Source organism: Streptomyces nigra, assembly GCF_003074055.1.
Lineage (GTDB): Bacteria > Actinomycetota > Actinomycetes > Streptomycetales > Streptomycetaceae > Streptomyces > Streptomyces nigra.
In genome coordinates this window covers 5672120-5685525 of sequence record NZ_CP029043.1, presented here as the reverse complement: position 1 = coordinate 5685525, position 13406 = coordinate 5672120, and the positions used below count along the sequence as shown (strand labels likewise).

At 71.4% G+C, this 13406-nt stretch carries 11 protein-coding genes; 6 read left to right on the top strand and 5 right to left on the bottom strand.

Annotation, left to right across the window (positions count from 1 at the left end; genetic code table 11):
- Positions 1–18: 18 nt before the first annotated feature.
- Complete coding sequence (locus DC008_RS26340) at positions 19–1080, bottom strand: CobW family GTP-binding protein (RefSeq protein WP_108709064.1); 1062 nt, start codon at positions 1078–1080, stop codon at positions 19–21.
- Positions 1081–1457: 377 nt separating this feature from the next.
- Between DC008_RS26340 and DC008_RS26335 the strand changes: the two genes are divergently transcribed.
- Together DC008_RS26335 and DC008_RS26330 are read left to right on the top strand one after the other, a co-directional pair.
- Positions 1458–1967 carry a DUF6082 family protein gene (locus tag DC008_RS26335; protein ID WP_341867302.1) on the top strand — a complete coding sequence of 170 codons (510 nt, stop codon included), beginning with the start codon at positions 1458–1460 and terminating at the stop codon, positions 1965–1967.
- A 130-nt stretch (positions 1968–2097) separates the two neighbouring features.
- Entirely contained in the window at positions 2098–2334 is a 237-nt protein-coding gene (locus tag DC008_RS26330; RefSeq protein WP_108709062.1) for a hypothetical protein, read from the top strand.
- 194 nt (positions 2335–2528) lie between these two features.
- Here DC008_RS26330 and DC008_RS26325 read toward each other — a convergent pair whose 3' ends face one another.
- Entirely contained in the window at positions 2529–3695 is a 1167-nt protein-coding gene (locus tag DC008_RS26325) for a citrate synthase/methylcitrate synthase (protein ID WP_108709061.1), read from the bottom strand.
- Between the two features lie 110 nt (positions 3696–3805).
- On the opposite strand from DC008_RS26325, the gene DC008_RS26320 reads away from it, so the two are divergent.
- The 4 genes from DC008_RS26320 to DC008_RS26305 all read left to right on the top strand — a co-directional run bounded on the left by DC008_RS26320 (position 3806) and on the right by DC008_RS26305 (position 8564).
- The gene (locus tag DC008_RS26320; protein ID WP_108709060.1) at positions 3806–5068 is read left to right on the top strand and encodes a citrate synthase; all 1263 of its coding nucleotides are present in this window, start codon (positions 3806–3808) and stop codon (positions 5066–5068) included.
- Between the two features lie 77 nt (positions 5069–5145).
- Positions 5146–6093, top strand: coding sequence for a sucrase ferredoxin (locus DC008_RS26315; RefSeq protein WP_108709059.1), 948 nt, complete (start codon positions 5146–5148; stop codon positions 6091–6093).
- Between the two features lie 117 nt (positions 6094–6210).
- Positions 6211–7887, top strand: a complete 1677-nt coding sequence (locus DC008_RS26310; RefSeq protein ID WP_108710863.1) for an ATP-binding protein — start codon at positions 6211–6213, stop codon at positions 7885–7887.
- A complete protein-coding gene (locus DC008_RS26305; protein ID WP_108709058.1) occupies positions 7884–8564 on the top strand; it encodes a response regulator in 681 nt (226 codons plus the stop codon). The genes DC008_RS26310 and DC008_RS26305 overlap by 4 nt, the downstream gene beginning before the upstream one ends.
- A 319-nt stretch (positions 8565–8883) precedes the next feature.
- Here the strand turns inward: DC008_RS26305 and DC008_RS26300 are convergent, their stop codons facing one another.
- The 3 genes from DC008_RS26300 to DC008_RS26290 form a co-directional block, all read right to left on the bottom strand.
- On the bottom strand, positions 8884–10479 hold the full coding sequence (locus DC008_RS26300; RefSeq protein ID WP_108709057.1) for a solute symporter family protein: 1596 nt from the start codon (positions 10477–10479) through the stop codon (positions 8884–8886).
- Complete coding sequence (locus DC008_RS26295; protein WP_108709056.1) at positions 10476–10937, bottom strand: DUF485 domain-containing protein; 462 nt, start codon at positions 10935–10937, stop codon at positions 10476–10478. Before DC008_RS26295 ends, DC008_RS26300 begins: the two co-directional genes overlap by 4 nt.
- Before the next feature lie 204 nt (positions 10938–11141).
- The gene (locus DC008_RS26290) at positions 11142–13265 is read right to left on the bottom strand and encodes a DNA gyrase/topoisomerase IV subunit B (protein WP_108709055.1); all 2124 of its coding nucleotides are present in this window, start codon (positions 13263–13265) and stop codon (positions 11142–11144) included.
- Positions 13266–13406: the final 141 nt, after the last annotated feature.

Genomic DNA, 13406 nt, shown 5'->3' with positions numbered 1-13406 from the left:
CCTCGAGGGGAGGCCGCGTCAGGCGGCCTCCTCCGGTTCCCGCACATAGCGAAGGACGCCCCACATGCCGTGCTCGTCCGCGGTGTGCGGGGCGTCGCTCGTACAGGCCCGCAGGTCCTTCTCCAGGGCGGCCGCGTCGATGCCGGAGCCGATGAGGACGAGCTGCGTACGACGGACCTCGTCGCCGGGCCACGGCTCCGGGTAGAAGCGCAGGAACGGCCCCACGGCGTGCACGGCGTAGCGGTTCACCGTGTCGTACGCCCCGAAGTCCACGTAGCCCTTGATCCGGTACAGCCCGTCGGGCCGCCCGTCGAGAAACCCGATGACCCGCCGCGGATCGAGCGGAACGTCGGAGGCGAAGGACAGGCTGTCGTACTGGGTATGCAGATGCCCCTCATGATCGCCACGGTCCTGATCCCGATCCCGATCGTGCAGATCGTCGAAGGACAGCTGCCCGACGCGCTCCTGGCTGGGCCGGCAGTCGAAGAGGAACCCGGGGTCGATCCGGCCGTAGGTGGCGGGGACGACGGCGGCGTGGTCCGTCAGCCCGCGGACCGTCCCGAGCACGCGCTCGGCGTCGGCGGCCCGGTCCAGCTTGTTGACGACGACGAGGTCGGCGAGGGCGAGATGCCGGTCGATCTCGGGGTGCCGGGCGCGGGTGGCGTCGAACTCGGCGGCGTCGACGACCTCGACGAGGCCGCCGTACACGATGCCGGGATGCTCGCTGGCGAGCAGCATCCGGACGAGTTCCTGCGGCTCGGCGAGCCCGCTGGCCTCGATGACGATGACGTCGATCCCGGCGTCCGGCCGGGCGAGCCGCTCCAGATAGGCGTCCAGCTCGCTGGAGTCGACGGCACAGCAGAGGCAGCCGTTGCCCAGGGACACGGTGGAGTCGCCGAGCGCGCCGGCGACGGCGAGCGCGTCGATCTCGATGGCGCCGAAGTCGTTGACGATCGCGCCGATACGGGTGCCTCCGCTGCGGTGGAGGAGGTGGTTGAGCAGAGTCGTCTTGCCGGAACCGAGGAATCCGGCAAGGACGACGACCGGAATCTGCTGCGGACCCTTGCTCGGTTGACGCACCGTGCGACCTCTCTCACGCCGACGGGTGCACCGGCTCGTGGCCCGGCGCACGTACGAGGATTGAATGCCGGACCAGGATACGAGTGGGAAGAATCGCCGCGAAGTGAACGATTGTTAGCAGCACTTGCCGGGCAGACGTCTGGCATGGCGCTGGAGTGTGCGACCCTCGCTTCCCTCTGTGCGCCTCCTCTCCGCCTCCCCGCCGATCAGAGCCGCTCGGCACTCTGGGAGACGGCAAGCGCCGCCCACCGCTCGCCGGTCCCCTCCAGTCGACCCACATCCCGACGACCGGCGGACGGCCGCCGCCTGATTCGGGGGTTGACATGGCCACACGGAAACGTTCCACAAGGAGGCTGGGTGCCGCAGCGGTCGCGGTCATGGCTGCCGCCGCCACCGCGACACTGGCAGCACGCCGCAGCCTCGAAGCGGAGAAGCTGCAGTTGAGGCGCCTGGAACTCGAGGAACTGACCTCACGCCGCCGGGCACTGGCCCACCAGCAGCGCATGCACTGGGAACTGCTGTCCCGGGCGATCGACGATCCGTCGCTGGCCGCGGTGATCGACACGTACGCTCCGGATACGCCTGCGGCCAAGCGTCGCCAGTACTTCTATGCCAACGCCTGGTACGTCAACCTGTACCACCTCTATCGGGTGGGTCTCATCGACTTGGAGGAGTTCCACGGGCACGCCCGGGAACTGATGCACAACCCCCTGATGCGGGAGTACTGGGAGGCGTCGAAGGCGTTGCGCGCGACTCTCGCGGACTCCTCCGACGAGGCCGAGCTCGGCCGTATCGTCGACCAATTGGTCACGGACTTGGACGAAGCTGACACGGACGAGTGGTGGGTGGTCGGCGACCCCCCGACCATTCCTAGGGACGACAGCTGAGGCACCGTATGCCAACGGGGTCAACTCGTCGCTACGACTCGGGTTCTTTGTGAGTCAGACGTCGGTCAGACGTCAGGAATCCCAGTAACGTTCTGCCGTCCACTAACCCTCCGTAGTGATCGGAAGTAACTTGAAGATCAAGCGCCGCACTGGTGTGCCTCCAAGTGCCCGTGGGAGTGCCTCGGGAGGCAACTGCCCGGATGTGTTCGAGCTGACCGACGGGAACTTTGCCGTGATCGGCACCGAGGCCACTGAGGCGCTTGAGCGAGAACTTCCCGCCGACGCCTCACGTGCCGACTACGAGCGCATCGTGATCGTGAGCAGAGAGACGCTGATCCGCGCCAAGGCCGACATCCCCGACGCCTGAGACCACGCGAGCAGGCGTCAGCCAGGCTCGTCCACCGAAGCCGCACCCGACCGCGCGCCACCGCTGAGCGACCCGGGTCCACCCACTCGCGAGCAGACCGGCACCCCGTGACTGCTCGATCCGCGCCCGATGAGGCCTGGAGCCAGAACGGCACCAGGCCACACGTATGTCCGGGCACTTGCCCTGCTGGGCGCTCACGCCGCCGACGGCACCGCCACCGGTGCCCCCGGCCCCACGTACCGGGCCGACGGCCGGATGATTTTCGAGTCCTCCGCCTGTTCCAGGACGTTGGCACTCCAGCCGACGACCCGGGCCGCCGCGAAGGTCGGGGTGAACATCTCGCGGGGCAGGCCGCACAGTTCCATGACCACGCCCGCGTAGAACTCGACGTTCGTGTGCAGTTCACGGCCCGGCTTCAGTTCCGCCAGGATCGCCTCCACGCGCCGTTCGACCTCCACGGCGAAGTCGACGCGCGGCCCGCCGAAGGACTCGGCGATCTCCCGGAGCATCCGGGACCGAGGGTCCTCGGTCCGGTAGACCGGGTGCCCGAAGCCCATGATGCGGTCACCGGCGAGGACGCGTTCACGGATCCAGGAATCGATGCGATCCGGGGTGCCGATCGCGTCCAGCGTGTCCAGCGCCCGGCTGGGAGCACCCCCGTGCAGCGGTCCGGACAGCGCGCCCACCGCGCCCACCAGGCAGGCCGCCACATCCGCCCCCGTGGAGGCGATGACCCGCGCCGTAAAGGTTGACGCATTGAACCCATGGTCAATGGTGGAGATCAAGTATTGCTCGACCGCCCGCGCCCGCCGCGCCTCCGGCTCCACCCCCGTCACCATGTACAGATAGTTCGCCGCGTAGGAGAGGTCGTCCCGCGGCTCCACGGGGTCGAGCCCCTCCCCCAGCCGGTACAGCGCGGCCAGCAGCGTGGGTACGGCCGCCGCGGCGACCAGCGTGTCCCGGCGGCGCCGCTCCGCGTCGATGTCGTACACCGGCCGGAACCCCTTCGCCGCCCCCAGCAGGGACAACGCGCTGCGCAGACCGGCCGGCGGACCGGAGCGTCCGCTGGCCGCGGCGATCGCCGGCAGGACGGCCCGCACCTCATCGGGCAGCCGCCTCAGCGCGGCGGTCTCGGCGGCGAACGCGGCGGCCCGTGCGGCGTCCGGCAGTTCCCCGTGGACGAGGAGGTGCCAGACGTCCTCGAAGGGCAGGGTCCGCGCCAGTTCGACGGCCGAGTACTGGCGGTAGTGATAGAAGCCCTCACGCCCCCGGACGTCCCCGACCTCGGTGTCGGTCACGACGACCCCCGCGAGCCCGCGCGGCACGTCGACGAGTGTGGCTGCTGACCTGTTGACGGACATGGTTACCTCCCTGGACTTGATTCGACTGTCCATGCTTGACTGATTCTCTGTCAATATTGATTCGATCAATACATCAGTCCATGTACCGACCCGCTGGATACGGTGACCCCATGCGCGATCAAGAACCCGGCCCGGAGGGCAGGCGGCTGACCACCCGCGAGGCCGCCGAGCTGCTCGGCGTGAAGCCGGAGACCGTGTACGCATACGTCAGCCGCGGGCACCTCAGCAGCCGCCGCGCGCCCGGCGGCCGGGGCAGCACCTTCGACGCCCGGGAGGTCGAGACGCTCGCCCGCCGCAACAGACGGGAGAGCACGCCCGGTTCGGGTTCCGGCGCCGAGCTGTCGGTACGGACGGCCCTCACCCTCATCGAGGGCGACCGCTACTACTTCCGGGGCGTGGACGCGACCGAGCTGGCCGCACGGCACTCCTACGAGGAGGTCGCCGAGTGGCTGTGGACGGGCAGTCTGCGCCCCGGCGTCACCTTCACCGCGCCCGCCGCCTCCGTCGCCGCCGCCCGTCGCGCCGCAGGCGCCCTGCCCGAGCACGCCGGTCCCGTCGACCGCCTGCGGGTAGCGGCGGTCGCCGCCGCGGCCGCCGACCCGCTGCGCTTCGACCTGGCCGAGACGTCCGTGCTCGCCACCGCGCGCACCCTGATCCCGACGCTCGTCGCCGCCCTCGGCCCCGCCGACCCCACGGACCGCGACGAGGGCCCGCTCGCCCGCCGCCTGTGGGGACGGCTCAGCGGACGCCCCGCCGACGAGAAGACGCTGCGGGTGCTGGACACGGCGCTCGCCCTGCTCGTCGATCACGACCTGGCCGCCTCCACCCTCGCCGTACGCGTCGCAGCGTCGGCCCGCGCGCACGCCTACGCGGCCGTCTCGGCGGGTCTGGGCGTGCTCGAGGGCCCCCTGCACGGCGCGGCCAGCGGACTGGCGCACAAGCTGATCGTGGAGGTGCTCGACCGGGGCGACGCCGGCCCCGTCATCGCCGAGGAACTCCGGGCGGGCCGCCGCATCCCGGGGCTCGGCCACCGGCTCTACACCGGCGAGGACGCCCGCGCGCGTCTGCTGTTCACCCTGCTGCGGGAGCTGCCGCAGTGCGAGCCCGCCCTCGCCGCCGCCCACGACATCGTCGCGACGGCCGCCCGCCACACCCCGCTGCACGCCAACGTCGACCTGGCGCTCGCCGTGTTCACCGCGTCGTTCACGATGCCCGCGACGGCAGGCGAGACGATCTTCGCGGTGGGCCGTACGGCGGGCTGGATCGCCCACGCCCTGGAGGAGTACGGCGAACGCCCGCTGCGAATGCGGCCGTCGGGGATCTACGTCGGCTCCACGCCTCCCCAGCCGCTGCCGCGCCCCCTGCCCGAGTAGCCCGCGAAGCCGCTGCCAGCACCGTGTCGTAAGGGGCTGAAGAGCCGGTCGGGGCGGCTCAGGTTAGGCTCACCTCTGTGAGTACGTGCACGAGCGTCTCGCAGGACCTCGACGAGCCCGTCGCGGGGACCGCGGCGACCGCGACGACCTGGCTGCTGCTGGAGCAGCCCGGGCCGTGGGGTGCCAAGGCGCTCACCCAGAGCCATCTCGATCCCACGCTGGGCCGCGCGCTGGAAGCCGCCGCGCAGGGCACGGGCGTGCGCGTCGCGCTGATCCGCCGACCCGGCCGGCACGCCGACTACAAACGCCCGTCCGAGCGCCGGGTCTACGCCGCCCACACCGTGCCGGGCGGCGTATGGCTGCGCACCGCCACGGTCCGGGACCCGCGACAGCTGCTCGACCTGGATCTCGCCGCCCTCGGCCGGGGCGAGCACCACACCTTCGACGAGGTGCTGGGAGGCGAGGCCCACACCGGTGGTCCCCTCGCGCTCGTGTGCACCAACGGCAAGCGCGACCGCTGCTGCGCCCTGCTCGGCCGGCCTCTCGCCGCCGAACTGGCCGCCTCCGGCGTGGACGGCGTCTGGGAGGTCACGCATCTGGGTGGCCACCGTTTCTCACCGACGCTGCTGGTGCTGCCGTACGGCTATGCCTACGGGCGCGCCGAGGCGGATGTCGTGCGGAGGGTGCTGGACGGGGTCCGGGAGGGCCGGATCGTCGGCGAGAGCTGCCGGGGGAACTCCGCGTGGGAACGGCCCGGCCAGGCCGCCGAGCTCGCGGTGCGCAGGACGACGGGTGAGACCGCCGCCGAGGCGCTGAGCGTCGTACGGACGGACGGTGCCGCTCCGCGGTGGGAGGTGACCGTGGCCCATGTGGACGGGCGGCGCTGGCGCGTCGACGTGGCCCAGGGTGCCGCGCAGCCGCCGCGCCCCGAGAAGTGCGGCACCTCGGTGCTGGGCTCGCCCGCGCGCATGGACGTCGTCGCCGTACGGGAGCTCAGGGCGACGGCCACGGCCCTCGCCGGCTGACCCTGCGGGCGGATGCCCGGCGTGCCGTACGCGTACGAGCCAAGCGGAGACGTCCCGTACGAGATCCCCGCCACATCCCCCTACGGCCCGCCCCGCACCCCCGCGTACGGTCGGGGCATGAGCCCCACCTCCCTCGTCCGCCGGCTGCGCCTGCGCCTGGGTCTGCCCCGGCGCATGTTCGCGCAGGTGTTGCTGATGCAGGTGGCGATCGCGGCGGGCGTGGCGGTGCTGGCGACCGGCCTGTTCCTGGCGCCGCTCAGCGACCAGCTGGACGACCAGGCGATGCGCCGCGCGCTGTCCATCGCCCAGACCACGGCGGCCCAGCCCCGGATCGCCACCGACCTGACGACGACCCCGGCGACGGCAGGCGGTCCGGTGCAGCGGGAGGCGGAGCGGATCCGCGCGGCGACCCGGGCCGAGTACGTCGTCGTGATGGACCGGCGGGGCGTGCGCTGGTCCCACCCGACGGCGAGCGAGATCGGCCGGCTCGTCTCGACCGACCCGGGGCGCGCGCTGGCCGGGCACGAGGTCATGCAGATCGACGACGGCACCCTGGGCCGCACCGCGCGCGGCAAGGTGCCGTTGCGCGACGAGGAGGGCCGGATCGTCGGCGCGGTCTCGGTCGGTATCGCGTACGACAGTGTGCGGGCGAGGCTGCTGCACGCGATCCCGGGGTTGTTCGCGTACGCGGGCGGCGCTCTGGCGGTCGGGGCGCTGGCCGCCTGGCTGATCTCCCGGCGGCTTCAGCGGCAGACCCGTGACCTGGCCTTCTCCGACATCTCGGCGCTGCTGGCGGAGCGCGAGGCGATGCTGCACGGCATCCGGGAAGGCGTCGTCGCGCTGGACCGCACAGGACGTATCCGCCTCCTCAACGACGAGGCCCGGCGGCTGCTCGGCCTCGGCGACGAGGCCGTCGGCCGCTCCCTCGACGAGGCGCTCGGCACCGGCCGTACCGCCGATGTGCTGGCCGGGCGGGTCACCGGCACCGATCTGCTCACGGTGCGTGGACAGCGCGTCCTGGTCGCCAACCGCATGCCCACCGACGACGGCGGTGCCGTGGCCACCCTGCGCGACCGCACGGAGCTGGAGCAGCTCGGCCGGGAGCTCGACTCGACACGCGGCCTGATCGACGCCCTGCGCGCCCAGGACCACGAGCACGCCAACCGGATGCACACCCTCCTGGGCCTGCTGGAGCTGGAGATGTACGACGACGCCGTGGAGTTCGTCGGGGAGGTCGTCGGCGACCACCGGGCCACCTCGGAGGAAGTCGCCGAGAAGATCCAGGACCCGCTGCTCGCCGCACTGCTGGTCGGCAAGGCCACCGTGGCGGCCGAGCGGGGCGTCGCGCTGCGCCTGTCGGAGCGCACGGGGCTTCCGGACCGCCTGGTCGACCCGCAGGGGCTGGTGACCGTCGTGGGGAACCTCGTGGACAACGCCCTGGACGCCGTCGCCGCCACCCCGCACGCGCGCGTGGAGGTCGAACTGCGCGCCGAGGGCCGTGCGGTGACCCTCGTCGTCCGGGACACCGGGCCGGGAATCCCGGTGGAACAGCGTGAGTTGATCTTCACCGAGGGCTGGTCCACCAAACAGCGCCCTGCGCACCGTGAGCGCGGGATCGGGCTGTCGCTCGTACGGCGTCTGACCGAACGGCAGGGCGGCACGGCCCGTGTGGACGAGGCGGCGGGCGGCGGCGCCGAGTTCACGGTGGTCCTGCCCGAGGCGCTGACCGAGCCGGCGCCCGCCCCTGCGGAGCCCGTTGCCGCGCACACCGTCGCCGAGGAGGAGTCGCGATGATCGAGGTCCTGGTCGTGGACGACGACACGCGCGTGGCGCGGGTCAACGCCGCGTACGTCGAGAAGGTGCCGGGCTTCCGTGTGGCCGGCGAGGCGCACACGGCGGCCGAGGCCCTGCGGCAGGTGACGGAGCTGCCGCGGCTGGACCTGGTGCTCATGGACCACTATCTGCCCGACGACACGGGTCTCGCGGTGGTCGGGGAGATGCGGCGGCTCGGCCACCAGACCGACGTGATCATGGTGACGGCCGCGCGTGACGTGTCGACCGTGCAGGCGGCGATGCGGCTCGGCGCGCTCCAGTACTTGGTGAAGCCGTTCGCCTTCGCGGGGCTGCGCGCCAAGCTGGAGGCGTACGCGGAGCTGCGCCGCACCCTCGACTGCGGCGGCGAGGCGGAACAGGCCGAGGTGGACCGGATCTTCGGCGCCCTGTCCGCGCCGTCGGAGCCGAACCTGCCCAAGGGCCACTCCCCCACCACCGCCGAGGCGGTGCGCCGGGCCCTGATGAACGCCTCGGGGCCGCTGTCGGCCCAGGAGATCGCCGAGCGGACGGGCGTGAGCCGGCAGACCGCACAGCGCTATCTCAAGCTTCTGGAGCGGACCGGGCGGGCCCGCCTCACCCTCAAGTACGGGGACGCGGGCCGCCCTGAGCACCGGTATGTGTGGGCGACCCGCGCCTGAGGCACGGCTCGTGGGGGCGGGGGAAGGAACCGTGCCGCCCTTTCATACGGACGCCGGCGGCCGAAGCGTCACCGGTGCGCGGTGATTCCCCCGGGGCTATGGCCTTTCGCTTGGATCATCCCGGCGTCGCGGGGTCCGGCACGCGCATCTGCGGCGTTGTCGTCGGTTGCCGACTCCCCCACGCTCGGCTTCGCTCGCGCGGGAGGGGCCCCCATCGCGTCGCCGCCCTCCTCCGCCTTGCAACTGCACGCACCAGACACCGCTCGGGCACGTCACCATGTCCCGTCGGCCACAGCCGGGCTGATCCAAATGAAAAGCCCTAGACAGCGCCCGCCCCGGTCAGCGAGCGCACCTCCGTCTCGGCGTGCTTGGCCTCGTCGGGCGCCTCGGCCGAGGTGACCGTGCCCAGCCAGCCCGCGACGAAGCCCAGCGGGATCGAGACGATGCCGGGGTTGTCCAGCGGGAAGAACTGGAAGTCGACGCCCGGGAACAGCGACTGCGGGCCGCCCGACACCACGGGTGACAGGACGACCAGCACGACGGACGGGATCAGGCCGCCGTACACGGACCAGACGGCGCCCCGGGTGGTGAAGTCGCGCCAGAACAGGGAGTACAGCAGCACGGGCAGGTTTGCCGAGGCGGCGACGGCGAAGGCGAGGCCCACGAGGAAGGCGACGTTCAGGTCGCGGGCCAGCAGTCCCAGGCCGATCGCGACGACTCCGATGCCGACGGCGGCGAAGCGCGCCACCGTCACCTCGCTGCGGGCCTTGCCGCCGCGCCGGCGCCGCAGGGACGCGTACAGGTCGTGGGCGACCGAGGCCGACGAGGCGAGCGTGATGCCGGCGACGACGGCCAGGATCGTGGCGAAGGCGACCGCCGCCACGACCGCGAAGAGCACGGTGCCCGCGGTGGAGCCCGCGCCGCCGCCGAGGTCGAGCGCGAGGAGCGGTACGGCCGTGTTGCCCGCGGCGTTCGAGGCGCGCACCTCCGCGGTCCCCACGATCGCGGCCGCGCCGAACCCCAGGACGATGGTCATCAGGTAGAAGCCGCCGATGAGGCCGATCGCCCAGACCACCGAGCGGCGGGCGGCGCGCGCGGTGGGCACGGTGTAGAAGCGGGACAGGATGTGCGGCAGACCGGCGGTGCCGAGGACGAGTGCGAGGCCGAGGCTGATGAAGTCGAACCGGGACGTCCAGTCACCGCCGTAGCGAAGCCCGGGCGCCAGGAACGCCCGTCCATGGCCGCTGTGCTCGGCCGCGCTCAGCAGCAGCCGGTCGATGTCGCCGTGGAAACGCAGCAGGACGAGCACCGTCAACGCGATGGTGCCGCCGAGCAGCAGGACCGATTTGACGATCTGGATCCAGGTCGTGGCCCGCATCCCTCCGAACGACACGTAGATGACCATGAGCGCGCCGACGCCGATGACGGTCCAGGCCTGGGCCGCCCCGCCGTCACCTCCGAGCAGCAGCGCGACCAGGGTGCCCGCCCCCACCATCTGCGCCACCAGATACAGAACGGACACGGTGACCGAGGAAGTTCCCACCGCGATCCGGACGGGGCGTTCCCGCATCCGCGCGGCGACGACGTCGGCGAGGGTGAACCGCCCGCAGTTGCGGACCAGTTCCGCGACGAGGAAGAGCACGACCAGCCAGGCCACGAGGAAGCCCACCGAGTACAGCATGCCGTCGTAGCCGAACAGGGCGATCAGCCCGGAGATGCCGAGGAAGGACGCGGCCGACATGTAGTCGCCCGCGATGGCAAAACCATTCTCCATGGGCGAGAAGAGACGGCCCCCGGCATAGAACTCCTCCGCGGAACCATGGCGATTGCGGCCCGCCCAGGTCGTGATCGCCAGCGTGACCGCGACGAACACGCTGAACAGCACCAGAGCCAGGCTGCGTTGATCCTCCGTCATGCCACGCCCCCCTTGGTGCCCCGCGTCAGCTCCTGGGTGTCCCAGCGCAGTTCGAGCGCGGCCCGGTCCCTGCGCAGGCGCGCGTGACGGGTGTAGGCCCAGGTGAGCATGAAGGTGGTGAGGAACTGCCCGAGTCCCGCGAGCATCGCGACGTTCACGGCGCCCGCCACCGTCCGGGCCATCAGCCCGGGCGCGGTGACGGCGGTGACGACATAGGCGACGTACCAGGTCAGGAACGCGGCGGCGGTCGGCAGCGCGAACCTCCGGTAGCGGCTGCGCACTTCCTGGAAGGCGGCGCTCCGCTGCACCTCGAGGTACACGTCGGCGGCGGCCGGCGGGGCGGTGTCAGGGGCCACCGTGACGTCCGACTCGCCCCATCCGGAGGCGAGGGCGTCGTACCAGGGATCGTCGTACCGCGGGGGCCTGGCGTCGCGGGGACGACCGTCGCTTGAGCACATGCCCAAGCATGGACAGAACGGAAAGACCGTCGACCGGGCTTCTCAGGCCGTTTCACCCCATCAGGTGATTCAGCAGGCAAAGCGGCATACCGGTCAGGCGCGACAAGAGACGCGTCCAGCGCGTTCGATGCAGGAAGGGCCCCGGAACGGCAGAACCGGCCGGGGCCCACGCCCCGACCGGTCCTCCGTACGTTCGGTCTCGTCCTAGGTGTCGATGCGCGAGCGGTCCAGCGTCGCGGCCGAGCTGGAGATGAACTCCTTGCGCGGCGCCACGTCGTTGCCCATGAGCAGGTCGAAGACCCGCTCCGCGGCCTCGAGGTCGGTGAGGCTGATCCGCCGCAGGGTGCGGTGGCGCGGGTCCATGGTCGTCTCCGCCAGCTGGTCGGCGTCCATCTCACCGAGACCCTTGTAGCGCTGGATGGAGTCCTTGTACCGCACGCCCTTGCTCTCGAACTCCATGAGCTTGTCGCGCAGCTCGCGGTCCGAGTACGTGTACACGTACTTGTCCTGGCCCTTCTTGGGCTGGACGAGCTCGATCCGGTGCAGCGGGGGCACCGCGGCGAACACCCGGCCCGCCTCGATCATCGGGCGCATGTACCGCTGGAACAGCGTCAGCAGCAGGGTGCGGATGTGGGAGCCGTCGACATCGGCGTCGGTCATCATGATGATCTTGCCGTAGCGCGCCGCGTCGATGTCGAAGGTGCGGCCCGACCCCGCCCCTATGACCTGGATGATCGCTCCGCACTCGGCGTTCTTGAGCATGTCGGTCACGGACGACTTCTGGACGTTGAGGATCTTGCCGCGGATGGGCAGCAGCGCCTGGAACTCGGAGTTCCGGGCGAGCTTGGCGGTGCCCAGCGCGGAGTCTCCCTCGACGATGAAGAGCTCGCTGCGGTCGACGTCGTCGCTGCGGCAGTCGGCCAGCTTGGCGGGCAGCGAGGAGGACTCCAGGGCCGTCTTGCGGCGCTGCGCGTCCTTGTGCTGGCGGGCCGCGATCCGGGTGCGGGCGGCGGCGAGGGTCTTCTCCAGGACCGAGCGCGCCTGTGCCGCCGCGTCCCGCTTGGCGGACGTCAGGAACGCCTTGAGCTCCTTGGCGATCACGCCGTTCACGATGCGGCGGGCCGCCGAGGTGCCGAGGACCTCCTTGGTCTGCCCCTCGAACTGCGGCTCGGCGAGGCGGACGGTGACGACGGCGGTCAGACCCTCCAGGGCGTCGTCCTTGACGATGTCGTCCTCGGCGACGCGAAGCATCTTCTTGGCGCGCAGCACCTCGTTCATGGTGCTGGTCACGGCGGTCTCGAAGCCCGCGACATGGGTGCCGCCCTTGGGGGTGGCGATGATGTTCACGAACGACTTCAGGGTCGTGTCGTAGCCGGTGCCCCAGCGCAGGGCGACGTCGACGCCCAGCTCGCGGGTGACCTGGGTCGGGGTCATCTGGCCGTGCTCGTCCAGGACCGGGACGGTCTCCCTGAAGGTGCCCTGCCCGGTGAAGCGGAGGACGTCGCAGACCGGCTTGTCGGTGGCCAGGTACTCGCAGAACTCGCTGATGCCGCCATCGAAGCGGAAGGACTCCTCGCCCTTGCTCCCGCCGGCGCCGAGGCCGACCTCGTCCCGGACGACGATGGTCAGGCCGGGCACCAGGAAGGCGGTCTGGCGGGCGCGCTGGTGCAGCGTCTCCAGGTCGAGCTTGGCGTCCTTGAGGAAGATCTGCCGGTCGGCCCAGTAGCGCACACGCGTGCCCTCACGCGCCTTCGGGATCTTCTTCGTCTTGCGCAGACCGCTCTTGGCCTCGAACTTCGCCGCCGGGCCGTCTCCGGCGAAGACGCCGGGGACCCCGCGCCGGAAGCTGATCGCGTGGGTGTGGCCGCCGCGGTCGACCTCGACGTCGAGACGGGCGGACAGGGCGTTCACCACGGAGGCGCCCACACCGTGCAGACCGCCGGAGGCGGCGTAGGAGCCGCCGCCGAACTTTCCGCCGGCGTGCAGCTTGGTCATGACGACCTCGACGCCGGAGAGGCCGGTCTTGGGCTCGACGTCGACCGGAATGCCCCGGCCGTTGTCGCGGACCTCGACGGAGCCGTCGTCGTGCAGGATCACCTCGATGTGGTCGCAGTAGCCGCCGAGGGCCTCGTCCACGGAGTTGTCGATGATCTCCCACAGGCAGTGCATGAGACCGCGGCTGTCGGTCGACCCGATGTACATGCCGGGGCGTTTGCGCACGGCTTCGAGGCCCTCGAGGACGAGCAGGTGCCGCGCGGTGTAGTTGGAACCGTCCCGGTCTGCTCCTGCCAGCAGCGCTGTGGACGGCACGGACGTATCGGCGGTCACGCGGTTCGCTCCTCGCTGAATTTCACTGGGCGCCCTAGTGGGTACGGGCTTGGCTTCGGTTGCCGCTCAGAGGGTACCGAGGCCTGGTAGAGCCGTTGTAACGCCACCCTCGTCGGAAGTCACCCTAGTCCAGACTCGTAT

What these genes read in the sequence shown, in the direction of transcription:
- DC008_RS26335 (WP_341867302.1), top strand. Translation starts at nt 1,458, where the DNA reads ATGGCTGCCGCCGCCACCGCGACACTGGCAGCACGCCGCAGCCTCGAA.
- DC008_RS26325 (WP_108709061.1), bottom strand. Translation starts at nt 3,695, where the DNA reads ATGTCCGTCAACAGGTCAGCAGCCACACTCGTCGACGTGCCGCGCGGG.
- DC008_RS26320 (WP_108709060.1), top strand. Translation starts at nt 3,806, where the DNA reads ATGCGCGATCAAGAACCCGGCCCGGAGGGCAGGCGGCTGACCACCCGC.
- DC008_RS26310 (WP_108710863.1), top strand. Translation starts at nt 6,211, where the DNA reads ATGAGCCCCACCTCCCTCGTCCGCCGGCTGCGCCTGCGCCTGGGTCTG.
- DC008_RS26305 (WP_108709058.1), top strand. Translation starts at nt 7,884, where the DNA reads ATGATCGAGGTCCTGGTCGTGGACGACGACACGCGCGTGGCGCGGGTC.
- DC008_RS26300 (WP_108709057.1), bottom strand. Translation starts at nt 10,479, where the DNA reads ATGACGGAGGATCAACGCAGCCTGGCTCTGGTGCTGTTCAGCGTGTTC.
- DC008_RS26295 (WP_108709056.1), bottom strand. Translation starts at nt 10,937, where the DNA reads ATGTGCTCAAGCGACGGTCGTCCCCGCGACGCCAGGCCCCCGCGGTAC.